This window comes from Thioalkalivibrio sp. ALE30 (assembly GCF_000377465.1).
GTDB lineage: Bacteria > Pseudomonadota > Gammaproteobacteria > Ectothiorhodospirales > Ectothiorhodospiraceae > Thioalkalivibrio.
Genome location: NZ_KB898180.1, coordinates 1 through 24,592, shown reverse-complemented (window position 1 = coordinate 24,592; position 24,592 = coordinate 1). Strand labels below are relative to the sequence as shown.

The window sequence follows — 24,592 nt, the reverse complement described above, 5'->3', positions numbered from 1 at the left end:
CCATGATGCGAGCCAGCGGCGACAACCTGATCGTGGGCCTGGGGGCGACCGGACTGTCGGTGGCCCGCTTCCTGCGCGCGCAGGGCCAGTCGTTTGCGCTCACCGATACCCGGGCGGCCCCCGCCGCGCTGGCTACGGGCGCGGACTGGGTGAACGCCGCCTGGGTGGGGCCGCTGGACGATCTGGATGCCACGGGGGTCTCCCGAATCGTGGTCTCGCCCGGTGTCGCCCTGGAACACCCCGTCCTGCAGCAGGCGCAGGCGGCCGGTGCCCGCCTGATCGGGGACATCGATCTGTTCGCCGAGCAGGCGACCGCCCCGGTGATCGCGATCACCGGCTCCAACGGCAAGAGCACCGTGACCGCCCTGGTGGGCGAGCTGCTCCAGGCCGCTGGCTACCGTGTCGCGGTCGGCGGCAACTTCGGGACCCCGGCGCTGGACCTGCTGGAATCGGCGCCCGATCTGTACGTGCTGGAGCTGTCCAGCTTCCAGCTGGAGCGCAGCCACACATTGGCGCCGGCCGCCGCCGCCATCCTGAATATCTCCCCCGACCACCTGGACCGCTACGCCGATCTGGACGCCTATGTACGCGCCAAGGCCCGGATCCTGGATCGCGCCCAGCGTGGCGTGCTGAATCGCGAGGACACCTGGCTGCGCGAGATTGCGCTGCCGCAGGACCTGCAGGTGATCTCCTTCGGTCTCGACGCCCCGCCGCGTGCGGTCGACTTCGGCGTGCGTCCGGCACCCGAGGATGGCCCCGAGCTGGTGCATGGCGACGAGGGCCTTCTCGCCACGGGTCGCCTGCGCCTGCGGGGGCAGCACAACTGGGCCAACGCCCTGGCCGCGCTGGCGCTGGCCTGGCCGTGGCTGGAGCCAGGCGCGCCCCGGGCCCGCGCACTGGCGGCGCTGGCCGAGTTCCCCGGGCTGCCGCACCGCTCGCAGTGGATTGCCGAGGTCGACGGGGTCGCATACATCAACGACTCCAAGGGTACCAACGTGGGCGCCACCCTGGCCGCGCTGCGCGGTACGCCGGGGCCGCTGGTGCTGATTGCCGGGGGGCAGGGCAAGGGCCAGGACTTCGCCCCGCTGGCGGATTACATCCCGGGCAAGGTCCGCGGGGTGGTCCTGCTGGGCGAAGACGCGCCGGCCATCGCCCGCGCCCTGGCATCAGTGGTGCCGGTGCAGCGCGTCGACGACATGGCCGCCGCGGTCGCCCAGGCCGCCGCCTGGGCGGAGCCCGGGGATACCGTGCTGCTGTCGCCGGGCTGTGCCAGCCTGGACATGTACGAGAATTACCAGGCGCGCGGCGACGACTTCGCCCGCGCGGTGCGGGGGCTCGCGGCATGAGTGTCTCGAGTAGCCGCCTCGGACTGCCGGATCGCGGCCTGGTGGCCGGCCTGCGCGATCACGTGGACCTGCCTCTGCTGGCGGTCGCGGCGACCCTGCTGGGGATCGGGCTGGTGATGGTCGCCTCGGCCTCCATGGGGTTGGGCGAGCGCTATTTCGGCAATACCTGGCACTTCTTCCAGCGCCAGGTGATCTTCGCCGCTATCGGTCTGGCGGTGGCGACCTTCCTGTGGTCGGTTCCGCTGGCGCGCTGGGAGCGCGCGGGGCCTTGGTTGCTGATCCTGGTGATGGTGCTGCTGATCGCCGTGCTGATCCCCGGGGTGGGCCGCACGGTGAACGGGGCGACCCGCTGGATCCCGCTGGGCATGTTCAACCTCCAGGTGGCGGAGCTGGTGAAATTGCTGGTGGTGATGTACCTCGCCGGCTACATCGTGCGCCACTACTCGACGCTGCGCCTGCATTTCCTCGGCTTCATCCGTCCGCTGATCGTGCTCGGGGTGGGCACCATCCTGATGCTGCTGCAGCCCGACTTCGGGGGGGCGGCGATCATGCTGGCGATCGGCATGGGCATGCTGTTCCTGGCCGGTGCCAAGCTGTGGCAGTTCGCCGCGCTGGGGGTCACGATCGGCGCCGGTATGGCGGTGGTGGCGGTCGCGGCACCCTACCGCGTGGCGCGCCTGACGGCCTTCCTCGACCCCTGGCAGGACCCGTTCGCCACCGGCTTTCAGCTGACCCAGTCGCTGATCGCGATCGGCTCCGGCGGCTGGTTCGGGGCCGGGCTGGGCAACAGCGTGCAGAAGCTGTTCTACCTGCCGGAGGCGCACAACGATTTCCTGTTTGCGGTCTTTGCCGAGGAGTTCGGCTTCGTCGGCGTTATCGCCCTGATCGCGCTGTTCGGGGTGCTGGTCTGGCGCTGCATCCGTATCGGCCTGTATGCCGAGCGCGCCGGCCATGCCTTCGCCTCCCATCTGGCGTTCGGTGTGGCGATCTGGATGGGCCTGCAGGCCTTCCTGAACCTCGCCGTGAACATGGGGCTGCTCCCGACCAAGGGGCTGACCCTGCCGTTTCTCAGTTACGGCGGCAGTTCGCTGATTGTCTCGCTGGCGGCCATCGGCCTGGTGATGCGCGTCTACCGCGAGGCCCAGGTGCCCGCTCCCCGGGCGGCGCAGCCGTCCCGTCGCCGGCGGGGAGGTGCGGCATGAACGCCCCGCGCATCCTGATCATGGCTGGCGGCACAGGAGGCCACGTGTTCCCCGGGCTGGCGGTGGCCGAGGAGCTGCGTGCCCGCGGCGCCGAGGTGCGCTGGCTGGGTACCACCCGCGGCGTGGAGGCGCGGCTGGTACCGGAGTCCGGCATCGAACTGACAACCCTCCCCATCGCCGGGATTCGCGGCAAGGGCGTGATCGGACTGGCGCTGGCGCCGTGGCGGCTGGGTCTGTCGCTGTGGGCGGCGCTGGGCCTGATGACGCGCCTGCGCCCGGACGCCGTGATCGGTTTCGGCGGCTTCGCGGCCGGGCCCGGCGGCCTGATGGCGGCCGCGCTGGGGCGCCCCCTGGCGATCCACGAACAGAACGCGGTGGCCGGCCTGACCAACCGCTGGCTGGCGAAGGTCGCCGACCGGGTGTACTCCGGCTTCGAGCACAGTTTTCCCGAACGGGTGGCGGTCACGGTCGTGGGCAACCCGGTGCGCGCGCAGATCGCCGGCCTGCCCGTCCCGGAGGTCCGCTTCGACGAGCGCGAAGGCCCGCTGAACATCCTGGTCCTGGGGGGCAGCCTGGGTGCCCGCTCCCTTAATCGGACCCTGCCCGCGGGCCTGGCGATGGTGGCGGCGCAACAGCCCCTGAACATCCGCCACCAGGCCGGCGAACGCACCCTGGAGGAGGCCCGGTCCGCCTACGCCGAAGCCGGGCTGGCGGCCGAGATCTCCGCCTTTATCGAGGACATGGCCGCCGCTTACGCCTGGGCGGACCTGGTGATCTGTCGCGCCGGGGCCCTGACCGTGGCCGAGGTGGCCGCCGCCGGGGTGCCGGCGATCTTCGTCCCCTATCCACATGCGGTGGATGACCACCAGACCGCGAACGCCGAGGCCCTGGTGCGCGCGGGCGCGGCCTGGATGATCGCGGATGCCGAACTGACGGCCCAGGCCATCTTTGACCGGGTCGGGCCGCTGGATCGCGAGGCCCTGCGGGCCCGCGCGGTCCTGGCGCGCGAGCAGGCCTGCCCGGACACGGTGCAGCGCCTGGCCGACGCCTGCATGGAGATGGCGGGTGCCCGCCCGGAGGGATCGTCATGAACGCCACGCGCCTGCCGCGTCACGCAATGCGCCGCATTCGCCGTATCCACTGCGTCGGGATCGGGGGTTCCGGCATGAGCGGGATCGCCGAGGTCCTGCACCAGCTGGGTTACCGGGTCTCCGGTTCCGACCTGGGGCAGTCGGCGATGGTCGAGCGCCTGAAGGCGATGGACATCCCGGTGGTGGCGGCCCATACCGAGGCGAATGTGGCGGACGCGGACGTGCTGGTGGTTTCCAGCGCGATCAACCCGTCCAACCCAGAGGTCCAGGAGGCCCGTCGTCGGGGTATCCCGATTGTGCGCCGCGCCGAAATGCTCGCCGAACTGATGCGTTTTCGCTACGGCATCGCGGTGGCCGGCACCCACGGCAAGACGACCACCACCAGCCTGGTCGCCAGTGTCCTGGCGGAGGCGGGCATGGATCCGACCTTTGTGATCGGCGGGCGCCTGAACAGCACGGCCAGTCACTCCAACCTCGGGGCCGGTGACTACCTCGTGGCCGAGGCCGACGAGAGCGATGCCTCGTTCCTCCATCTGCAGCCAATGATCAGCATCGTGACCAACATCGATGCCGATCACCTGGGGACCTATGGCAACGACTTCGGCAAGCTGCGCGCCACCTTCCTCGAGTTCCTGCATCACCTGCCGTTCTACGGCATCGCCGTGCTGTGCGCGGACGACCCGCAGGTGCGCGACCTGTATCCGGAACTGGAGCGCCCGCGCCTGACCTACGGCATCGAGCAGCCGGCCGACGTGCGCGCCCTGAATGTGCGCCAGGAAGGCGTGCGCATGTACTTCGATCTGGCCCTGCCGGGGCAGGCCGCATTCCCCGTGACCCTCAACCTGCCCGGCCGCCACAACGTGCTGAACGCCCTGGCCGCGGCGGCGGTCGCGCACGAGCTGGAGGTGGCGCCGACCGCGATCCAGGCCGCGCTGGAGCGTTTCCAGGGCATCGGCCGGCGCTTCCAGGTCCAGTCCTGGCAGGCCCCCAGCGGCCCGGTGACCCTGGTCGACGACTACGGCCATCACCCGCGGGAGATCGCCGCGACTCAGGCCGCCGCGCGCGATGCCTGGCCGGATCGGCGGCGCATCACGATCTTCCAGCCGCATCGCTATACCCGCACGCGTGACCTGTTCGAGGACTTTGTCGAGGCGCTGTCGGAGACCGATGTGCTGATCCTGCTGGAAGTGTATGCCGCCGGCGAGGAGCCGATCCCCAGTGCCGACGGCCGCAGCCTGGCGCGGGCCATCCGCTTGCGCGGTCAGGTCGAACCGGTGTTTGTCGAGCGGGCCGACGACGTCGTCGACGTCCTTGGGCGCATGCTGCGCGCGGATGACGTGGTCATTGCCCAGGGCGCCGGCGACATTGGCCGCCTGGCCGGTCTGCTCCCCGAACAGCTGAGCGCGTCCGGCGAGGGGGGCACATGATGGCGGCGCGCGAGATCGAGCCGATGGCGACGCCGTTCGCCGGGGAGCCGCGCGGGCGGCTGCAGGCCCGGGTGCCGCTGGCCGGGCTCACGTCGTGGCGGGTCGGCGGGCCGGCCGACTGGCTGTTCCAGCCGGTCGACCTCGACGATCTGGTGGCCGCGTTGCGCGACCACGCGACCCACGCCCCGCAGATGCCGGTGACCTTCCTCGGGCTTGGCAGCAACGTGCTGATCCGCGACGGGGGTGTCGAGGGGCTGGTGGTGCACCTGTCGGGTGTCCTCAACGAGCGCCGGCGTCTGGACGGTGATCGTCTCCTGCTGGGCGCCGGGCTGGCCTGTGCCCAGGCCGCGCGCTTCGGGGCCCGCGAGGGGCTGGTCGGGGCCGAGTTCCTGGCCGGCATCCCGGGCACGGTGGGGGGCGCGCTGTACATGAATGCGGGCGCCTGGGGCGGCGAGATCTGGCCGCTGGTGGAATCGGTGGCCACGGTGGATGTGCGCGGTGAACTGCATACCCGCACGCCAGCGGATTACTCCATCGGCTACCGCAGTGTCCGGGGCCCGGAAGACGAATGGTTCACCGGCTGCGTGCTGCGGCTGGCCCCGGGCGACCCCGAAGCCGGAACCCGACGCATCCGCGAACTCCTGCGCGAGCGCTCGGCGAAGCAGCCGCTGGGTCTGCCGTCCTGCGGTTCGGTCTTCCGTAATCCGGAGGGGGATCACGCGGCGCGTCTGGTGGAGGCGGCCGGGTTGAAGGGCCTGCGCCGCGGCGCGGCGGAGATCTCGCCCAAGCACGCCAATTTCATCACCCACGACGGGACGGCCCGCGCCGCCGATATCGAATGGCTGTTGCGCCATGCCCAGGACGAAGTGGAGCGGCGCTTCGGGGTGCACCTGGAGCCGGAGGTCCGGGTGCTGGGACGCGCCGCGGGTGCGAACGAGACAAGCGAGGGAACGGCATGAGCAAGCGAAGCGCACAAGACTACGGCCGGGTCGCGGTCCTGATGGGTGGCTGGTCCGGCGAGCGCGACATCTCGCTCCAGAGTGGCCAGGCCGTGCTGGCGGCCCTGCAGCGCCAGGGCGTGGATGCCCACCCGCTGGACCTGACCCGCGAGAGTGCCCGCTGCCTGGCGCTGGAGGGCTTCAACCGGGTGTTTATCGTGCTCCACGGCGAATGTGGCGAGGACGGCACGTTGCAGGGCTGCCTCGACATGGCGGGTGTGCCATACACCGGGACCGGCGTGCTTGGCTCCGCGCTGGGCATGGACAAGCTGGCCTGCAAGCGGCTGTGGGCGGGCAGCAATCTGCCCAGCGCGCCCTACCGCCTGCTGACACCCGGTTTCGATCCGGAGGCGGTCGCCGAGGCCCTGGGCCTGCCGCTGATCGTGAAGCCGGCCCGCGGGGGCTCCAGCCTCGGCATCACGCGGGTCGATCGCGTCGCGGATCTGCCGGCGGCGTTCGAGGCGGCCCGGCTGCAGCCGGGCCAGGTGTTCGCCGAGCAGTGGATCCGCGGGCGCGAGTACACCGTCGCGATCCTCGGCAACGAGCCGCTGCCCGTGGTGGAGATCCGTACCCCGGGTGGGTTCTACGACTACCACGCCAAGTACGAGGCCGATGATACCGGCTACGTCTGCCCGCCCCCGCTGGATTCGAGCGCGCTTCTGGAGCTGCAGTCCCTGGCGATCGCGGCCTTCGCGACGCTGGAGGGCTGCGGCTGGGGCCGGGTGGACATCCTGCAGGACGAGCACGGCGAGAACTTCCTGATCGAGGTGAACACCATCCCGGGCATGACCGATCACTCGCTGGTGCCCAAGGCGGCCGCGCAGGCCGGGATCGACTTCGACGAGCTGTGCCTGCGCATCCTCGATTCCAGTTTCGAGTGTGGAGGGCTGCGTTGAACGCACGGCGTACAACCCGACCCGCGCGCCGGCCGCAGTCGCAGGGGCCGTCGCCCTTGCGCCGCCTGGCCGGCCCGGGGCTGCGCCTGATGGCCGGCATGGGCCTTGCCGGGATGCTGGTGCTGGGCGCGCTGGCCTGGCTGCAGTTCGACCCGGATGCCTGGCTGCCGATCGAGCGCATCGAGGTGACCGGCAACCCGCAGCACGCGGATGTCGCGGCCGTGCAGGAGCTGGCCCGCGCCCATGCATCGGGCTTTGTCGGGGTCGAGCTGGAGCGCCTGCGCACGGCGCTGGAGGCCCAGCCCTGGGTGGACACGGTGCGCCTGCGCCGCCAGTGGCCGGACACGCTGGTGGTCGAGATCCGCGAGCCGGTGCCGGTGGCGCAATGGGGCGACGACCACCTGGTCGACCGCCACGGCCGGCTGTTCGGGCCGGTGGCGCTGGATGACTGGGAGGGGCTGCCGGCCCTCGCAGGGACGGATGGGCGGCAGGTGGTGCTGATGCATCGCTACCTGGAGGTCTCCGCGCGCCTGGCCGATGCCGGGCTGGAGGTCACCGGGCTGCAGGAAGGGGCGCGCCATGACTGGAGCATCCACCTGGCGGACGGCGTGCGCGTGCTGATGGGGCGGGATGCCGATCTGAGCCGCCTGGGTCAGCTGGTCCGCGCGGTGCCGGCGATTCGCGACTATCGCGATGCCCCGGTGGAACGGATCGACCTGCGCTATCCGCACGGGCTCGCGGTGGCCTGGGCGGATGCGGCGGATGACGGTGCGGGAGACGCCCGATGACACGAACGACAGGACGCAGAAAGATGATGGCAAAGAAGTCGGAACCCGGTCTGATCGTCGGCCTGGACGTCGGGACCTCGAAGATCGAGGCGGTGGTCGGGGAGCTGACCGAGGAAGGCGAGATCGAGATCATCGGGATCGGCTCCTCCCCTTCGCGCGGGCTGAAGAAGGGCGTGGTGGTGAACATCGAGTCCACCGTCCAGTCGATCCAGCGCGCGGTGGAGGAGGCCGAGCTGATGGCCGGCTGCGAGATCCATTCGGTCTACACCGGGATCGCCGGCTCCCACATCAAGAGCTACAACTCCACCGGCGTGGTGGCGATCAAGGACGGCGAGGTGGTCGCGGGTGACGTCGACCGGGTGATCGACGCCGCGCGCGCGATCGCGATCCCGGCCGACCAGCGCATCCTCCATGTGCTGCCGCAGGAATACATCATCGACGAGCAGGAGGGCATCCGCGAGCCGATCGGGATGTCCGGGGTGCGGCTGGAGGCCAAGGTGCACCTGGTCACCGGCGCGGTGTCCGCGGCGCAGAACATCGTCAAGTGCGTGGAGCGCTGCGGGCTGCGGGTGGACGACATCATCCTGGAACAGCTCGCCTCCAGCTATTCGGTGCTCAGCGAGGACGAGAAGGACCTGGGTGTCTGCCTGGTGGACATCGGCGGTGGCACCACCGACATCGCGGTGTTCGCCCATGGCGCGATCATGCACACCGCGGTGATCCCGATTGCCGGGGATCAGGTGACCAACGACATCGCGGTCGCCCTGCGCACGCCGACCCAGTACGCCGACGAACTCAAGATCAAGTACGCCTGCGCGCTGCGCTCGCTGGCCGACCCGGGCGAGAGCATCGAGGTGCCCGGGGTGGGCGATCGGGCCGCGCGTCGGCTGTCGCGTCAGACGCTCGCCTCCGTGGTCGAGCCGCGCTACGAGGAACTGCTGCAGCTGGTGCAGGCGGAGCTGCGCCGCAGCGGAACCGAGGAAATGATCGCCGCCGGGGTCGTACTGACCGGCGGATCGTCTCGAATGGAAGGTGTGGTGGACCTCGCCGAAGAGGTCTTCCACATGCCCGTACGCCTGGGGGTGCCGCAACGCGTCACCGGGCTCCTGGATGTGGTGAAGAATCCGATCCACGCGACGGGAGTGGGGCTGCTGCTCTACGCCCGCGAGTCGCGTGCGGAGCAGGAGGCCCGGCCCGTGAGCAGCGGGTTCCAGGGCGTATGGGCGCGCATGAAGCGCTGGTTTTCCGGGCAGTTCTGATGACCAGGACACCGGAATCTTTGGGGGTCGGACCGCTCTCCGGCCATGACGCAGGCCAACAGAAGTACCTGTACACACGCAACGAGAGGACGCAATCATGACGTTCGAACTGATGGATACCTATAGCCAGAACGCGACGATCAAGGTCGTCGGCGTCGGGGGCGGCGGCGGCAACGCCGTGCAGCACATGGTCAACTCGCAACTGGAGGGCGTGGACTTCATCTGCGCCAATACCGATGCCCAGGCCCTGAAAAGCCTGGATTCCAAGACGCTGCTGCAACTGGGTGGCGACATCACCAAGGGCCTGGGGGCCGGGGCGGATCCCTCCGTGGGCCGCGAGGCCGCGCTGGAGGATCGCGAGCGCATCCAGGACCTGCTGCAGGGCGCGGACATGGTCTTCATTACCGCCGGCATGGGCGGTGGTACGGGTACCGGGGCCGCGCCGGTGGTGGCGCAGATCGCCAAGGAGATGAACATCCTGACCGTGGCGGTGGTCACCAAGCCGTTCCCGTTCGAGGGCAAGCGCCGCATGCAGGTGGCCATGTCCGGGATCAAGGCCCTGACCGAGCAGGTCGACTCGCTGATCACCATTCCCAACGAGAAGCTGCTGACGGTGCTGGGCAAGAACACCACCCTGCTGGACGCCTTCAAGGCCGCCAATGACGTGCTGTTCGGCGCGGTGCAGGGCATTGCCGAGCTGATCACCCGCCCGGGCCTGATCAACGTCGACTTCGCCGACGTGCGCAACGTGATGCGCGAGATGGGTATGGCGATGATGGGGACCGGCTCCGGTTCCGGCGAGGACCGTGCCCGCGAGGCGGCCGAAGCCGCGATCGCCAGCCCGTTGCTGGAGGACATCGATATCTCCGGCGCGCGCGGCATCCTGGTGAACGTGACCGGCGGCATGGATGTCGGTATCGGCGAGTTCGAGGAAGTCGGGGAGGCGGTGAAGGCCCTGGCCTCGGAAGACGCCAACGTCGTCGTCGGGACGGTGATCGACCCCGAGATGACCGACGAGCTGCGGGTCACCCTGGTGGCGACCGGCCTGGGGGCCCCGGCTTCGCAGTCCGAACGTCCGCAGGTGCGGGTGGTCGATGCCCAGCCGAAGAAGGCGGTCGGTTCCGACGTCGAAGTCGACCTCGATCAGCCGACCGTCAAGCGCCGCGGTGGCGACAATCTGGCGGTGGACTACAACCAGCAGCAAGGCATTGATGTGCTGGATATTCCGGCCTTTCTGCGCAAACAGGCGGACTGAGAGCGCCGGCACATGCAGGACGAGCGGAATCCTGCAATAATGCGGCAATCGTTGTGTGCATGAGGAGCCCGGGAGGGCCCGGGCTCCCCTTATGCGCTCTCCTGAAAGAGAGAGGCTCAATTCGTTGATCAGGCAAAGAACGCTCAAGAACAGCATTCGGGCGACCGGGGTAGGACTGCATACCGGAGAGAAGGTGGTGCTGACCCTGCGGCCGGCCCCGGTGAACACCGGGATTGTGTTCCATCGCTGCGATCTTGATCCGTCCGTGGAGATCCGCGCCTGTGCCGACAATGTCGGCGACACGCGGCTTTCGACCACGCTGGTCAATGGCGATGTCCGGGTCTCGACCGTGGAGCATCTGCTCTCGGCCATAGCCGGACTGGGCATCGACAACCTGCACGTCGACGTGAGCGCCGCCGAGGTGCCCATCATGGACGGCAGTGCCGGTCCCTTCGTGTTTCTGCTGCAGTCCGCCGGGCTGAAAGAGCAGGACGCGCCCAAGGAATTCATTCGGGTCAAGCGCAGCGTGGAAGTCCGCGAGGGCGACAAATGGGTGCGCTTCGATCCCTACGAGGGGTTCAAGGTCGGTTTCTGCATCGACTTCGAACACCCGATGTTCACCGACGGGAGCCAGCGCGCCGAGCTGGATTTCTCGTCCACCTCCTTCGTGAAGGAGGTCTCGCGTGCCCGAACCTTCGGGTTTATGCGCGACATCGAGGCCCTGCGGGCCAACCAGCTGGCGCTGGGCGGCAGCCTGGACAATGCCGTGGTGCTCGATGACTACAAGATCCTGAACGAGAACGGTCTGCGCTACGACAACGAGCTGGTAAAGCACAAGATCCTCGACGTGGTCGGGGACCTGTACCTGCTCGGCCACAGCCTGATCGGCGCCTTCACCGGGCACAAGTCCGGGCATGCACTGAATAATCAGCTGATCCGCCAACTCGCGGCCGACGAGACGGCCTGGGAAAAGGTCACCTTCGAGGACCCGAACGAGCGCCTGCCGATCTCCTTCGGCCAGCTGGCACCGACGCCGGCGGGCTGAATACCGCGGCGCCGGTTCAGTCCGGCTTCGGCGGGGACGGGCGCGCCGCGCGGGCGAGCCGATCCAGCGCACCGGCCAGTTCGGGATCCTGAATGCGAGAGGCAGTGTCGGCGAGGATCTGCCGGGCGGCTTCCGGGATCTCGCGCCGTTCCAGCCGCGCGGCCGGTTCGGCAGGGCGGGGCACCCGGGACAGCCGGATGCGCATCTGCTCGATGCCCTCGAAGCCCGCGGCACGCAGGGTCTTGAGCAGTTCGCGTTGCTGGAAGCGCAGTTCGGTCGCCAGGCCGCGGTCCGCGCAGATCGCGACCAGGGTGTCCTCGCGCAGGGTGAACGCCAGTCGCCGCGCCTTCAGCGCATTGCCGGCGAGGCCCTCGAGGGCGCGCTCCACGCCGCGGTCGCGGCCGGAGTGCGCGGACCAGTCGCGGGCGATGAAACGGGTGATCCGCTGCGGTGTCATCCCGGTAACCCGGTGGCGCAAGGCGGAGAGAACAAGAGGATTCGCATGCAGTTGATCGTACTACGTCCGGACGGCCTTTGTGCACGCCTGCCCCTGTGGGCGATGGCCGTGTCGGGGGGCGTGCTGGTGCTGCTGATGGCGGCCGCGGTGGTGGCGGCCTACCTGGTCGGCCAGAGCCAGCGCGAGGTGGTCCGGATTCCGGTGACCAATACCCTGGATCCCGTGGCCGTCGAGACGGTGGAGCGCGAAGCCGCCCGCGAGGGCCTGAATCATCTGGTTGAACGGGTCGTGGCGCTGGAACGCCAGTTGTCGCGTGTGGATCTGCGCATCCGGTCGGTGGGCGACTCCCTGGGACTGGACGTGGCCGATCTGGCGCCGGAGACCGGGGGCCAGGGCGGACCCCTGCTGGAAGGACCGGATTCACCGCTGGAGGTGCACGACCGCCTGCTGGCGCTGGAGCACCTGCTGGGTCGGCACAGCGCCGCGGTGGACCTCGTGGGCTCCGAGCTGCGCCTGGATGCCTCGCGCGAGGCCCTGTCGCCGCGGCTTCGTCCGGTCGAGGATGATGCCTGGATCAGCTCGGCGTTTGGCTACCGCGAGGATCCGTTCACCGGCAATCGGCGGTTCCACTCAGGGATGGACTTTGCCGGTCGGCCCGGCTCCGAGATCCGCGCGGCCGGTGGCGGTCTGGTGGTGTTCGCGGGGCGGCGCAGCAGCTTCGGTAACCTGGTCGAGATCGCCCACGGCGGCGGCCTGAACACGCGCTACGCCCACAATGCGGAGATCCTGGTCGAGGCTGGCGAGCGCGTGGAGGCCGGCCAGGTGATCGCGACCATGGGCCGCACCGGCCGCGCGACCGACACCCACCTGCACTACGAGGTGGTGGATGCCGGCAAGGCCCTCAACCCCTACAACTTCCTTCCCGATCGGGACTGACACCTAGGGAGACGCTGATCGAATCGCACGTCCGCGCTCGAGTCGCTTTTGCGTGCGAACAAAGCGCGGTGACTGCCGTGCAGTCACTCTGCACAAGGGAACCGCAACGCCGTGCGCGCGCCCGTTTTTGATCAGCAACGGGCGCCCGAGCCCCTGCATTCAATCGCTTGCGGGGTTGGTGCCCTCTATTCCCCGACCCTGCGTTGCGCTGTTTGCGGGTAGAACCACTACCCGCTGCACGACACGCCTGGTCTCGGGAAACAGGGGGCACCAACGCGGACGTGCGATTCAATCAGCGTCTCCCAAGTGACTGCGAGGCGCGCAATTCGGCGTCGGCGGCCTCCCGGAAAGCCGTTTTCCCGGCACAGCGTTTCCCCGACGGATCGTTTATCCTAGGCGGGTTTCAGCCAACCCTTACGGATCCCCATGGTCAAGCAGCTCGTTCAGAAGATCTTCGGTAGTCGCAACGATCGCATCCTCAAGCGCTATACCCGCGCGGTGGAACGCATCAATGCCCTGGCCGACTCCACCGAGGCGCTGTCGCGGGACGAGCTGCGCCACAAGACCCGGGAATTCCAGCGCCGCCTGGGCGAGGGCGAGGACCTGGAGAAGCTCCTGCCGGAAGCCTTTGCCGTGTGCCGCGCGATGAGCGCGCAGGTGATGGGCCTGCGCCATTTCGACGTGCAGTTGATCGGCGGCATGGTCCTGAACGACGGCCGCATTGCCGAGATGCGTACCGGCGAGGGGAAGACCCTGGTCGCGACCCTGCCGGCCTATCTCAACGCACTGACCGGCGACGGGGTGCACGTGGTCACGGTGAACGACTACCTGGCCCGGCGCGATGCTGCCTGGATGGGGCGTCTCTATCACGCGCTGGGGCTCTCGGTGGGCGTGGTCAACAGCTCCGGCGGCCTGGGCGTGGACTCCGCCTCCTATCTCTTCGATCCGGATTATCACGCCGAGGAGGGCGGGTTCGAGCACCTGCGCCCGGTCACCCGTCGGGAGGCCTACGCGGCGGACATCACCTACGGGACCAACAACGAGTTCGGCTTCGATTACCTGCGCGACAACATGGCCTTCTCGGCCGACCAGCGGGTGCAGCGGGCACTCAACTTCGCGGTGGTGGACGAGGTCGACTCGATCCTGATCGACGAGGCGCGCACCCCGTTGATCATCTCCGGCCCCAGCGGCGACAGCTCGGAGCTCTACGAGCGGCTGAACACCATCCCGCCGCAGCTCACTCGTCAGGAAGACGAGGAGAGCGAGGGCGACTACTTTGTCGACGAGAAGGCCAAACAGGTCTTCCTCAGCGAAGAGGGTCACGAGAAGGCCGAGGAACTGCTGCGCCAGGCGGGTCTGCTGGAAGAACACCAGACCCTGTACGACTCCGCGAGCATCGCGGTCCTGCATCACCTGAACGCGGCCCTGCGCGCGCACGCCCTGTTCCATCGCGACGTCGACTATCTGGTGCGCGACGACAAGGTCCAGATCATCGACGAGTTCACCGGACGCATCATGGCCGGGCGGCGCTGGTCCGAGGGGCTGCACCAGGCCATCGAGGCGAAGGAAGGCGTGCCGATCCAGCGCGAGAATCAGACGCTCGCCTCGATCACCTTCCAGAACTACTTCCGGCTGTACGACAAACTCGCCGGCATGACCGGTACCGCGGATACCGAGGCCTACGAGTTCAAGACCATCTATGACCTGGAAGTGGTCGTGATCCCCGGCAACAAACCGCTGGTGCGCGACGACATGCAGGACCTGGTGTTCCTGACCCAGGAAGAGAAATACACCGCCATCATCAAGGAGATCCAGTGGTGCGTGGATCGCGGCCAGCCGGTGCTGGTCGGGACCGCCTCCGTCGAGAGCTCCGAACGCCTGGCCCAGGCCCTCAAAAAGACCGGCATCGCCTTCGAGGTCCTGAACGCCAAGCAGCACGAGCGCGAGGCCTCGATCATCGCCCAGGCCGGCCGTCCCAAAGCCGTGACCCTGGCGACCAACATGGCCGGCCGCGGCACCGACATCGTCCTGGGCGGCTCGCTGGATGCCGAACTGGCCGAGGTGGATCCGGAGGACACGGCCCGGCAGGAGACCATCCGGGCCGACTGGCAGCAGCGCCATGATGCCGTGCTCGAGTCCGGCGGTCTGCACATCATCGGCTCCGAGCGCCACGAGTCGCGGCGCATCGACAACCAGCTGCGCGGGCGCTCCGGGCGTCAGGGTGACCCGGGCTCCAGCCGTTTCTTCCTGTCGCTGGAAGACAACCTGATGCGGGTGTTCGCCTCCGAGCGCGTGCGCGGGCTGATGCAGCGCCTGGGCATGAAGGAGGGCGAGGCGATCGAGAACGCCTGGGTCTCCCGCGCCATCGAGAACGCCCAGCGCAAGGTCGAGGCCCACAACTTCGATATCCGCAAGCAGCTGCTGGAATACGACGACGTGGCCAACGACCAGCGCCGGGTGATCTATGACCAGCGCGCCGAACTACTGACCACCGAAGACATCAGCGACACCATCGACACCCTGGTCGAGGACGTCGTCAACGCCCAGATCAGCCAGTACATCCCGCCGGGCTCGATCGAGGACGAGTGGGACGTTGAGGGCCTGCAGCAGGCCCTCAACGGCGAGTTCGGGCTGGACCTGCCGGTGCAGCAGTGGCTGGACGACGAGGACGACCTCCACGAAGAGCCGCTGCGCGAACGCATCGTGGGGCATGCCCGCGAGATGCTGGCCGGCAAGCGCGAGCAGCTGGGCGACGAGACCATGAACCGGCTGCAGCGTGACGTGATGCTGCAGGTCCTGGACAGCCAGTGGAAGGAACACCTGGCCGCGATGGACTACCTGCGCCAGGGCATCGGGCTGCGCGGCTACGCTCAGCGCAACCCGAAGCAGGAGTACAAGAAGGAAGCCTTCGCCATGTTCCAGTCCCTGCTGGAACGCATCAAGCACGATGTCGTGAAGTTCCTGCTGCGCATGCAGCTGCGGTCGCCGGAGGAGGTCGAGGCGCTACAGCCGAAGAAGGCCGCGCCGGCCGAGGACGACCTGCAGTTCCAGCACCAGAACCCCGACAGCGCCCTGAAGCCCGATGCCGAAGGCGAGGCGGAGGGCCGCGAGCCGGTCGCCAGTGGCGAGGCCCCCTATCGTCGCGAGGAGCCCAAGCTGGGACGCAACGAGCCTTGCTGGTGCGGTTCGGGCAAGAAGTTCAAGCACTGCCACGGCAAGCTGTAGGGGACGCCCACAATGGCCGTTGGATTGATCGCCCCGGAGGTCCTTCATCCCGTGCCGGGCATCCGCCTGGCCGCGACCGCAGCCGGCATCCGTTACGCCGGCCGTGACGATCTGGTCCTGATCGACGCCGGCCCGGAAGCGACCATCGCCGCGCTCTACACCACCAATGCCTTCCGCGCGGCGCCCGTGGTGGTGGCCGCCGAGCACCAGGCGCGGGGGCACGCTCGCTGGCTGCTGATCAATGCCGGCAACGCCAATGCCGGTACGGGCGAGCCCGGGCTGGCCGCCGCGCGCGCCTCCTGCGAGGCGGTGGCCGGCCTTACCGGGACCGTCGCGGATGCGGTCCTGCCGTTTTCCACCGGCGTGATCGGGGAGCCGCTGCCGGTCGAGCGGATCGTCGCGGCCCTGCCGGTCCTGTACGCCGGGTTGGCGCCCAATACCTGGATGCAGGCCGGGCGTGCGATCATGACCACCGATACCGTGCTCAAGGGCTGCAGCCGCCGCGTCTCCCTGTCGCAGGGCGAAGTGACCCTGACGGGCATCGCCAAGGGTTCCGGCATGATCCACCCGGACATGGCGACCATGCTGGCCTTCATCGGGACCGATCTCGCCATCGACGCCGCCGAACTCGAGGGCCTGCTGCGCGTGGCCAACCGCGACAGCTTCAATGCGATCACGGTGGACGGCGATACCTCGACCAACGATGCGGTCGTGGTGATGGCCAGTGGCGCCAGCGGCGCTGGGCTCGCCACGCCGGCGGATCGGGAGGCGTTTCTCGCCGCGCTGGCGGCGGTGTGTCTGGAGCTGGCCCAGGCGATCGTGCGCGATGGCGAGGGCGCGACCAAGTTCGTCACCGTGGAGGTGACCGGGGCGCGGGAGCGCGAAGAAGCGGCGCAGGTGGCCGAGACGGTCGCGCTTTCCCCGCTGGTGAAGACCGCGTTGTTCGCCTCGGACCCCAACTGGGGCCGGATCCTGGCGGCGGTGGGGCGCGCCGGTGTGCCGGACCTGGCGATCGAGCGGGTCGCGATCCACGTGAATGATGTGGAGATCGTTCGCGACGGTGGCCGGGCCCCGGCCTATGCAGAGGCCGATGGCCAGCGGGCCTTCGGCGCGGACGAGATTCATGTGCGCATCGACCTCGGCCGGGGCCCCGCGGGCGCGCGCAAGTACACCTGCGACTTCTCCCACGAGTACGTGCGCATCAATGCCGAATACCGGTCCTGAACCGGTTGTCTCCCGGCCGGTCGAGGTCGCGATCGGGCTGATCCTGGATGCCCGGGGCCGCGTGCTCGTCACGCGCCGTGCGCGCGGGCAGCACCTGGCCGGGTTTCGGGAATTCCCCGGGGGCAAGGTGGCCGCGGGGGAATCGCCGGCCACGGCCCTGGCCCGCGAGCTGGATGAGGAACTGGGCGTCCGGGTCGGCGCTGCGGTTCAGTGCCTGACCATTGATCACCGCTATTCGGAGCGCGCTGTGCGCCTGCACGTGTTTCGCGTGAGCACGTGGTCCGGCGAACCCGCGCCGCGCGAGGGCCAGACCATGGCGTGGCTGCGCCCGGACACCCTCGACCCGGCGGATTTCCCGGCGGCCAACCGCGCGATGCTCAACGCGCTGCGGCTCCCCGAGCGCTATCTGATCACCCCGTCCCCGGACGATGCGGGCCAGGCCGACGCGATCGCGGAGCGCGTGGTCCGGGCCCTGCGCGCGGGCCGGGCCGGCATGGTCCAGGTTCGGGCGCCGGCGCTGGACGCGTCGGCCTATCGCGACTTCCTCGCGGCCATCGCCGGGCCCGCCGGCGCGCTGGGTATCCCGGTGCTGGCCAACGCCCCGGCGGACTGGCTGACCGGGTTCCCGGAGGTGGGGCTGCATCTGCCGGAGCGGCGCTGGCGCGAACTGGAGACGCGTCCGGACCGGGGTGGCTGGATCGGCGCGTCGGTGCATGACCGGGCCGGGCTCGCGCGGGTCGCCGCGCTGGGGCTGGATTTCGTGGTCCTCGGGCCGGTGGAGGTGACCGCCACCCACCCCGGGGCCGAGGTGCTGGGCTGGGAGCGCTTCACTGCCTGGACGGCCGGTGCGGGCGTACCGGTTTATGCGCTGGGAGGCATGACCCCGGGGCACCTGGCCCAGGCGCGCCGGGCGGGAGCGCAGGGGATTGCCGGCATTCGCGGGCTGCTGGACGGTTGATCCCGTCGCCGGGCAACGAGCCCGGTCACGGTGTCAGATCGCGCAGCAGCAGAGCTGGAAGGGGACGTCGCGACTGGCCGGAACCGGGCGCTCGCGGAAGTCGCCCGGGGCGAAGAAGCGCACGGTAAAGCGCTGGCGTCCGCCGCTGATCTCCGGATAGACCCCGAGGGTGGGGTCGACGGTCACCCGGATCAGCTGCCAGGCATGGCTGGTGTCCAGGCTGCGCTCGAAGTAGCCCTCCTCCGCTGTGACCGGCTCCGCGTGGCCCGAGCGGCGCATGTAGCGCAGCACCTGGGCGGTCGCCTCGGCGACGGTATTGAGCGGCTCGAACCACTCCAGCAGGAGTTCGCTGCGCGCCTGGCTTGGCTGTGCGAGCCAGTAGTGGTAGATCGGCAGGTCGAAGTCGAAGGCGCCGCCCGGCAGGGCCATGCGCTGGCGTACGCTGGAGAAGAACTCGCTGCCGCGCACGCGGTGATCGAGGGCGCCGGCCTGTTCCTCCAGCGCATCATGGAGCCGCTTCTGCGTGTCCATGGTTTCGCGGAAGCGCTCGGCATCCACGCCCGGCTGGTTGGCCAGGCGGTTCAGGTTGACCGTCTGGCGTTCGATCTCGCCCATCAGCTCGCGTTTGATGTCGACGCGGGTCACCAGCGCGTAGATATCGACCAGGGAGACCAGGGCCTCGTGGTGGTCGAACGGCCGCCCCGACTCCAGTGCGTCGGCGAAGCGCGCGTTCAGGGCCTCCAGTCGCAGCAGGAGGCGCACGCGTTCATGCAGCGGTTGTTCGAAGGTCAGGGTCTGGCTCACGGCGTGCCCGTTCGGCAGGAGGGCTGAAGGTGCATGGCCCGGGAATCCCGGCAGTATCAGGTATTCGGGGGGCGGATTTCCACCCGGGAGGCGGTCGTGGCGGACAGCTCGCGCAGGGCGGCGTCGCGTTCTGCTACCTGGTTCGCCAAGTCGGCCTCCGTTGTGGCTTCGCGATTGCGGATTTCGCTGTCCCCGCGCAGGCGGCGCTCCTCGGGATTCATCTGGGCCGCCAGGATGGCCTCCACCTCGGCGCTGCTGCGGCCGTCACGCTGGGTGACGCGGGCGATCTGCTCGTGGGGCTCGCAGTGGACCACGATCACATGGTCGAAGCGGTTCTCCCAGCCGGCCTCGAACAGCAGTGGAACCACGATCAGGGCGTAGGGCGTGTCGGATGGCAGCGCGGCGAGGTCTTCCTCGATGCGGGCCTCCACCGCGGGGTGGACCAGGGCCTCCAGCGCCTGGCGCTCCCCCGGGTCGGCAAAGATCCGGCTGCGCAGGGCGCCGCGGTCCAGGTGCCCGCGGGCATCCAGGACGCCGGGCCCGAAGCGGTTCACGATGGCAGCGTAGAGGTCGTGTCCCGGTGTCTGCAGCTCGCGGTTGATGGCGTCGGCATCCAGCACCGGCACGCCGAGGCTGGCGAACAACCCCGCGACCCGGCTCTTGCCGCAGCCGATCCCCCCGGTGAGTCCGACCCGCAGCATGCCCGTCGCCTAGAATCCCTGGGGGAAGTAGAGGGCCAGCAGCTCGTCTCCCCAGATCAGCGCGAGCCAGCCGGCGGCGGCGAGATAGGGGCCGAACGGGATCGGGATATTGCGATCACGGCCGCGCAGCAGGATCAACGCAATCCCGACTACGGCGCCGACCAGCGAGGCCAGCAGCAGGATGACCGGCAGGGCCTGCCAGCCCAGCCAGGCGCCCAGCGCGGCCAGCAGCTTGAAGTCCCCGAAGCCCATGCCCTCCTTGCCGGTCAGCAGGCGGAAGCCATGGAAGATCAGCCACAGCACCAGGTAGCCGGCGACGGCGCCAATGACCGCCGACTGCAGGTCGGTGAAGGTCCCCGGGATATTGACCAGCAGGCCCAGCCACAGCAGGGGCAGGGTCAGCTGGTCCGGGAGCAGGGTCGTGCGCGCGTCGATGCCGGCCGCCGCAATCAGCACGCCGGTGAACACCAGGGCCAGGAGGCCTGTGGCGTTCGGCCCCAGGTGCCAGATCGTCACGATGAACAGCAGCGCGGTGAGCGCCTCGACCGCGGGATACTGCCAGCTGATGCGGGTGCCGCAGCCAGGGCAGCGCCCGCGCAAAAGCAGATAGCTGAGGAGGGGCACGTTCTCCAGCGCTCGGATCGGGCGTTGGCATTGCGGGCAGCGCGAGCGCGGGCGCACCAGGTCGAAACGCTCCTCTGCGCCCGGCGGTTCGTGCTCGAGGATGGCGCGGGCCTCGCGTTCCCAGTCGCGTTCCAGCATCACCGGCAGGCGCGCGATGACCACGTTCAGGAAACTGCCGATCAGCAGCCCGAAGACCCCGGCGATCGGCAGGGCCCAGGCGCCCAGTTGCGCGCCGGTCTCGGCCAGCATTCCCTAGATCACCTGACCCATCTGGAAGATGGGCAGGTACATGGCGATGACCAGACCGCCGACCAGCACGCCCAGAACCACCATGATCAGCGGTTCCAGCAGGCTGGACAGGCTGTCGACGGCGTTGTCGACCTCGTCCTCGTAGAAGTCCGCGACCTTGGCCAGCATGGAGTCCAGTGAGCCGGATTCCTCGCCGATCGCGACCATCTGCACCACCATGTTGGGGAACACGCCGGTATTGCGCATCGACCATTGCAACTGCCCGCCTGCCTCGGTCTCGTCGCGCATGCGCAGGGTCGCCTCGCGGTAGACCGCGTTGCCGGTGGCCCCGGAGACCGAGGTCAGGGCATCCACCAGCGGGACCCCTGCGGAGAACATGGTCGACAGCGTGCGGGCGAAGCGCGCGATCGCGGCCTTGCGCAGGATCGGCCCGAAGGCCGGGGCCTTGAGGATGATGATGTCGAGGAAGCGGGCGAAACGTGGCGAGCGCCGCTTGGCCTGCACGAAGACGAAGCCGATCGCCACCATGACCCCGAGGATCGCCCACCACCAGCTCTGGGTGAACTCCGAGAGGTCCACCACCATCCGCGTGAACACCGGCAGGTCGGCACCGAAGCCCTGGAACAGGGCCTCGAACTGCGGGACCACGTAGATCAGCAGGATCGCGGTGACCACGATGGCCACCACGACGACCGCTGCGGGGTAGAACAGGGCCTTCTTGATCTTGGCCTTCAGGGCCTCGGTCTTTTCCTTGTAGGTGGCGATCTTGTCCAGCAGGGTCTCGAGCGTCCCCGCCTGCTCGCCCGCCTCGACGAGGTTGGTGACCAGGTCGTCGAAGTGACGCGGGTGCTTGGACAGGGCCTTGGCAAAGGTCTCGCCGCCTTCCACGTCCGCTTTCAGTTTCAGAACGAGGTCGCGCATCGCGGGTTTCTCGTTCCCGCGGCCGACGATCTCGAACGCCTGCACAAGAGGTACACCGGACTGCAGCATCGTGGTCATCTGCCGCAGGAAGTAAGCGATATCCGCCGGCACGATCTTCTTGTTGCCGCCGGAGAACAGCGACTTCGGCTTCTTGCGGATCTTGACGACGTTAATGCCGTTCTTGCGCAGTTCGGCGCGCGCGGTGGCCTCATTGTCGGCCGGGGTCTCGCCCTTGACCCGGTCGCCGTTCTTGTTCAGTCCTTCCCAGGTGTAGATCGTCCCGGAGTCGGCCATCCCCCTGTCCCCCTGTAGCTGGTGACCCGTGCCCCTTGCGGCACTAGTCCTTGGTCACGCGATTGACTTCCTCGAGGCTGGTCAGCCCCGCCATTACCTTCATCAGACCGGCGCGGCGCAGGTCCTCGATGCCTTCCTTTTCTGCCTGTTCCGCCAGCTGCATGGAGTTGTAGCCCTCCAGGATGCCGCGCTGCATCTCCTCGCTGATGGGCATGACCTGGTAGATCCCGAGGCGGCCCTTGTAGCCGTTGGTGCACTGGTCACATCCCACCGCGCGATAGGCAGTCACCCCGGCCTGGATATCGGCGTCGGTGAAGCCCTCCTTGCGCAGGACCTCTTCCGGCAGCTGTTCCGGTTCCTTGCAGTTCGGACACAGGCGCCGCGCCAGGCGCTGGGCGATGATCAGCAGGATCGACGACGCGATGTTGTACGGTGGCACGCCCATGTTGGCGAGGCGGGTCAGCGTCTGCGGCGCGTCGTTGGTATGCAGGGTAGAGAGCACCAGGTGGCCGGTCTGCGCGGCCTTGATCGCGATCTCGGCGGTCTCGAGGTCACGGATCTCCCCGACCATGATCACGTCCGGATCCTGGCGCAGGAAGGCGCGCAGGGCGCTGGCGAAGGTCAGGCCGACCTTCGGGTTCACGTTGACCTGGTTGACCCCGGGCATGTTGATTTCCGACGGGTCTTCGGCGGTGGAGATGTTGCGGTCCGCGGTGTTCAGGATGCCGAGGCCGGTATAGAGGGATACGGTCTTGCCCGACCCGGTGGGGCCGGTCACCAGGATCATCCCGTAGGGCCGGCTGAGCGCCTGCAGATAGGCTTCCTTCTGATGTTCCTCGTAGCCCAGTTGGTCGATCCCCATCGACGCGCTGCTGGGGTCGAGGATACGCATCACGATCTTCTCGCCGTACAGCGTCGGCAGGGTGCTGACACGAAAGTCGATCGCCCGCGTCCGTGACAGCTTCAGCTTGATCCGTCCATCCTGGGGTACGCGGCGTTCGGCGATGTCCATGCGCGACATCACCTTGACCCGCGCGGTGATTCGCGGTGCCAGGGAGTTCGGCGGGTGGGCCACTTCGTGCAGCACGCCGTCGATGCGAAAGCGCACGCGGAAGTCCTTCTCGAAGGGCTCGAGATGGATGTCGGAGGCCTTGCGGTTGATGGCGTCCATCAACAGCTTGTTGACGAAGCGCACTACCGGGGCATCGTCCGCCCCTTCGGCGGTGTCCGAGCTGTCCTTGTCGTCGTCGCCCGATTCGATTGCCAGGCTGTCGAGGCCGTCGTCCCCCAGGTCGTCCATCAGCGACGAGGCGGCGCTCAGGGCGCTGTCGATCAAGCGGTCGAGCTTGTGCGACTCGACCAGCACGGCCTCCACCGGCATGCCCGTGGCGAACTTGAACTCGTCGGTGGCGCCAAGATTGGTCGGGTCGGAGACGGCGATGTAGAGCCGGTTGCCGCGCACCATCAGCGGGAGGGCGTGATGCTTCTGGATCAGCTTCTCGTTCAGATGATCCTTGGGCAGCAGTTCCGGCTCGAAGGTCGCGAGGTCGAATACCGGCAGCCCGAATTCCTCGGCGGCGGCCTCCGCGAGCCGGGCCTCCGCCACCTGGCCCTTGCTGGCCAGCAGGGTCATCAGGGGGGTCTGCTGGGACTGGGCCTCCTCGACCAGCTGGGAGGCGATGTCCTCCGCGATCAGGCCGGCCTCGACCAGGCGTTTGGCCAGCCCGGGGAGCCGCGGTGCCGTAGTGGTGTTCGCCATGGGCCTCTGCGTATACAAACCAGTGATGGGCCACACAATACGTGCGTCCGCGGCGGAAGGGAAACGCCCTGGCGGACCACTGGCGCCCCCCGCTGTGCCCCCGATCATAGGAATCAACCCCGCAGAAGACAAGGCTGTTGCGCCGCGGCCGGAAGCGAATGCTCGAGGCGCTTGACGCTGCGCTTCGCGCTGGTTCAGAATACGCGGCTTGATCGAGGAGGGATACCCAAGCGGTCAACGGGGGCAGACTGTAAATCTGCTGGCTCAGCCTTCGGAGGTTCGAATCCTCCTCCCTCCACCATCGAGTTTTTGAAGCCAGCGGCCATAGTGGGCGGTGGTCAGGCAAGCCAGGGTTCTGCGGGTGTAGTTCAATGGTAGAACCTCAGCCTTCCAAGCTGATGATGTGGGTTCGATTCCCATCACCCGCTCCACGTTTGGCCTGTTGTGGTGCGTCCTTGCGGGCGGCCCGGCCGAGGCCCTGGCAGCCATAGCAATAGAGTTATCCGGCTCATGTAGCTCAGTCGGTAGAGCACTTCCTTGGTAAGGAAGAGGTCACCGGTTCGAATCCGGTCATGAGCTCCATATTAATGTCAGCGTACAACCTGCGTCGCTGTTGAGTTTTAGCGTCACGATCCGGGGAAGCGAGAAATGTCCAAGGAAAAGTTCGAGCGTAAGAAGCCGCATGTGAATGTGGGGACGATTGGTCATGTGGACCATGGGAAAACGACGCTGACGGCGGCGATGACGGCGGTGCTGGGCAAGAAGTACGGGAGCGAAGCCCGTGCGTTTGACCAGATCGACAATGCGCCGGAAGAGAAGGCGCGCGGGATCACGATTGCGACCGCGCACGTCGAATACGAAAGCGACATTCGCCACTATGCGCACGTCGACTGCCCCGGGCACGCGGACTATGTGAAGAACATGATCACGGGTGCGGCGCAGATGGACGGCGCGATCCTGGTGGTGTCGGCGGCCGATGGCCCGATGCCGCAGACCCGCGAGCACATCCTGCTGGCGCGTCAGGTCGGTGTGCCGTACATCGTGGTGTTCCTGAACAAGGCCGACATGGTCGACGATCCGGAGCTGCTGGAGCTGGTCGAGATGGAAGTTCGCGACCTGCTGTCCTCCTACGA

Annotated in this window: 21 protein-coding genes and 3 tRNA genes; 18 read left to right on the top strand and 6 right to left on the bottom strand. The window is 68.4% G+C overall.

Going from position 1 to position 24,592, the window contains the following annotated elements; genetic code table 11:
• Positions 1 to 2: 2 nt before the first annotated feature.
• The 10 genes from murD (at position 3) to lpxC (ending at position 11,307) form a co-directional block, all read left to right on the top strand.
• Complete coding sequence (gene murD, locus D107_RS0112985; RefSeq protein ID WP_018881642.1) at positions 3 to 1,346, top strand: UDP-N-acetylmuramoyl-L-alanine--D-glutamate ligase; 1,344 nt, start codon at positions 3 to 5, stop codon at positions 1,344 to 1,346.
• On the top strand, positions 1,343 to 2,548 hold the full coding sequence (gene ftsW / locus D107_RS0112980; protein ID WP_019583714.1) for a putative lipid II flippase FtsW: 1,206 nt from the start codon (positions 1,343 to 1,345) through the stop codon (positions 2,546 to 2,548). The genes murD and ftsW overlap by 4 nt, the downstream gene beginning before the upstream one ends.
• Positions 2,545 to 3,639, top strand: a complete 1,095-nt coding sequence (gene murG, locus D107_RS0112975) for an undecaprenyldiphospho-muramoylpentapeptide beta-N-acetylglucosaminyltransferase (RefSeq protein WP_018879983.1) — start codon at positions 2,545 to 2,547, stop codon at positions 3,637 to 3,639. The genes ftsW and murG overlap by 4 nt, the downstream gene beginning before the upstream one ends.
• Positions 3,636 to 5,066 (top strand): UDP-N-acetylmuramate--L-alanine ligase, encoded by a 1,431-nt coding sequence (gene murC / locus D107_RS0112970; protein WP_018876475.1) that lies wholly within the window; start codon positions 3,636 to 3,638, stop codon positions 5,064 to 5,066. Before murG ends, murC begins: the two co-directional genes overlap by 4 nt.
• Positions 5,063 to 6,025: a UDP-N-acetylmuramate dehydrogenase gene (gene murB / locus D107_RS0112965; RefSeq protein WP_018882413.1), complete on the top strand. Its 963-nt coding sequence runs from the start codon at positions 5,063 to 5,065 to the stop codon at positions 6,023 to 6,025. Before murC ends, murB begins: the two co-directional genes overlap by 4 nt.
• Positions 6,022 to 6,960 carry a D-alanine--D-alanine ligase gene (locus D107_RS0112960; protein ID WP_018878171.1) on the top strand — a complete coding sequence of 313 codons (939 nt, stop codon included), beginning with the start codon at positions 6,022 to 6,024 and terminating at the stop codon, positions 6,958 to 6,960. Before murB ends, D107_RS0112960 begins: the two co-directional genes overlap by 4 nt.
• A gap of 65 nt (positions 6,961 to 7,025) precedes the next feature.
• Positions 7,026 to 7,748: a cell division protein FtsQ/DivIB gene (locus D107_RS0112955; RefSeq protein ID WP_026280317.1), complete on the top strand. Its 723-nt coding sequence runs from the start codon at positions 7,026 to 7,028 to the stop codon at positions 7,746 to 7,748.
• Between the two features lie 23 nt (positions 7,749 to 7,771).
• Positions 7,772 to 9,007 carry a cell division protein FtsA gene (ftsA, locus tag D107_RS0112950; RefSeq protein ID WP_018865657.1) on the top strand — a complete coding sequence of 412 codons (1,236 nt, stop codon included), beginning with the start codon at positions 7,772 to 7,774 and terminating at the stop codon, positions 9,005 to 9,007.
• Positions 9,008 to 9,104: 97 nt separating this feature from the next.
• Positions 9,105 to 10,262 (top strand): cell division protein FtsZ, encoded by a 1,158-nt coding sequence (gene ftsZ / locus D107_RS0112945; RefSeq protein ID WP_017942791.1) that lies wholly within the window; start codon positions 9,105 to 9,107, stop codon positions 10,260 to 10,262.
• Positions 10,263 to 10,386: 124 nt separating this feature from the next.
• Complete coding sequence (gene lpxC, locus D107_RS0112940; RefSeq protein WP_231366535.1) at positions 10,387 to 11,307, top strand: UDP-3-O-acyl-N-acetylglucosamine deacetylase; 921 nt, start codon at positions 10,387 to 10,389, stop codon at positions 11,305 to 11,307.
• Between the two features lie 16 nt (positions 11,308 to 11,323).
• Here the strand turns inward: lpxC and D107_RS0112935 are convergent, their stop codons facing one another.
• Positions 11,324 to 11,764, bottom strand: coding sequence for a DciA family protein (locus D107_RS0112935; RefSeq protein WP_018876471.1), 441 nt, complete (start codon positions 11,762 to 11,764; stop codon positions 11,324 to 11,326).
• 45 nt (positions 11,765 to 11,809) lie between these two features.
• Between D107_RS0112935 and D107_RS0112930 the strand changes: the two genes are divergently transcribed.
• The 4 genes from D107_RS0112930 (at position 11,810) to D107_RS0112915 (ending at position 18,107) form a co-directional block, all read left to right on the top strand.
• A complete protein-coding gene (locus D107_RS0112930) occupies positions 11,810 to 12,700 on the top strand; it encodes a M23 family metallopeptidase (protein ID WP_026279153.1) in 891 nt (296 codons plus the stop codon).
• Positions 12,701 to 13,126: 426 nt separating this feature from the next.
• Positions 13,127 to 15,925: a preprotein translocase subunit SecA gene (gene secA / locus D107_RS0112925; RefSeq protein ID WP_018881640.1), complete on the top strand. Its 2,799-nt coding sequence runs from the start codon at positions 13,127 to 13,129 to the stop codon at positions 15,923 to 15,925.
• A 12-nt stretch (positions 15,926 to 15,937) separates the two neighbouring features.
• Positions 15,938 to 17,149: a bifunctional glutamate N-acetyltransferase/amino-acid acetyltransferase ArgJ gene (gene argJ / locus D107_RS0112920; protein WP_018879977.1), complete on the top strand. Its 1,212-nt coding sequence runs from the start codon at positions 15,938 to 15,940 to the stop codon at positions 17,147 to 17,149.
• Positions 17,130 to 18,107: a Nudix family hydrolase gene (locus tag D107_RS0112915; protein ID WP_018865663.1), complete on the top strand. Its 978-nt coding sequence runs from the start codon at positions 17,130 to 17,132 to the stop codon at positions 18,105 to 18,107. Before argJ ends, D107_RS0112915 begins: the two co-directional genes overlap by 20 nt.
• Positions 18,108 to 18,140: 33 nt before the next feature.
• Here the strand turns inward: D107_RS0112915 and zapD are convergent, their stop codons facing one another.
• From zapD to pilB, 5 genes are read right to left on the bottom strand one after another with little or no spacing between them, the layout of a single operon-like run.
• Positions 18,141 to 18,911, bottom strand: a complete 771-nt coding sequence (gene zapD / locus D107_RS0112910) for a cell division protein ZapD (RefSeq protein WP_018865664.1) — start codon at positions 18,909 to 18,911, stop codon at positions 18,141 to 18,143.
• 56 nt (positions 18,912 to 18,967) lie between these two features.
• Complete coding sequence (gene coaE, locus D107_RS0112905) at positions 18,968 to 19,612, bottom strand: dephospho-CoA kinase (RefSeq protein ID WP_018865665.1); 645 nt, start codon at positions 19,610 to 19,612, stop codon at positions 18,968 to 18,970.
• A 9-nt stretch (positions 19,613 to 19,621) separates the two neighbouring features.
• Positions 19,622 to 20,485: an A24 family peptidase gene (locus D107_RS0112900; RefSeq protein WP_018865666.1), complete on the bottom strand. Its 864-nt coding sequence runs from the start codon at positions 20,483 to 20,485 to the stop codon at positions 19,622 to 19,624.
• Between the two features lie 3 nt (positions 20,486 to 20,488).
• On the bottom strand, positions 20,489 to 21,700 hold the full coding sequence (locus D107_RS0112895; RefSeq protein ID WP_018865667.1) for a type II secretion system F family protein: 1,212 nt from the start codon (positions 21,698 to 21,700) through the stop codon (positions 20,489 to 20,491).
• 43 nt (positions 21,701 to 21,743) lie between these two features.
• The gene (gene pilB, locus D107_RS0112890) at positions 21,744 to 23,459 is read right to left on the bottom strand and encodes a type IV-A pilus assembly ATPase PilB (protein WP_018865668.1); all 1,716 of its coding nucleotides are present in this window, start codon (positions 23,457 to 23,459) and stop codon (positions 21,744 to 21,746) included.
• Between the two features lie 216 nt (positions 23,460 to 23,675).
• Between pilB and D107_RS0112885 the strand changes: the two genes are divergently transcribed.
• From D107_RS0112885 to D107_RS0112870, 4 genes are all read left to right on the top strand, one after another.
• Positions 23,676 to 23,760, top strand: a tRNA-Tyr gene (locus tag D107_RS0112885).
• A gap of 56 nt (positions 23,761 to 23,816) precedes the next feature.
• Positions 23,817 to 23,890: transfer RNA gene (locus tag D107_RS0112880), tRNA-Gly, on the top strand.
• Positions 23,891 to 23,965: 75 nt separating this feature from the next.
• A tRNA-Thr gene (locus D107_RS0112875) sits at positions 23,966 to 24,041 on the top strand.
• Between the two features lie 66 nt (positions 24,042 to 24,107).
• On the top strand, positions 24,108 to 24,592 hold a 485-nt coding region (locus D107_RS0112870), incomplete at its 3' end, for a GTP-binding protein (protein WP_018881639.1).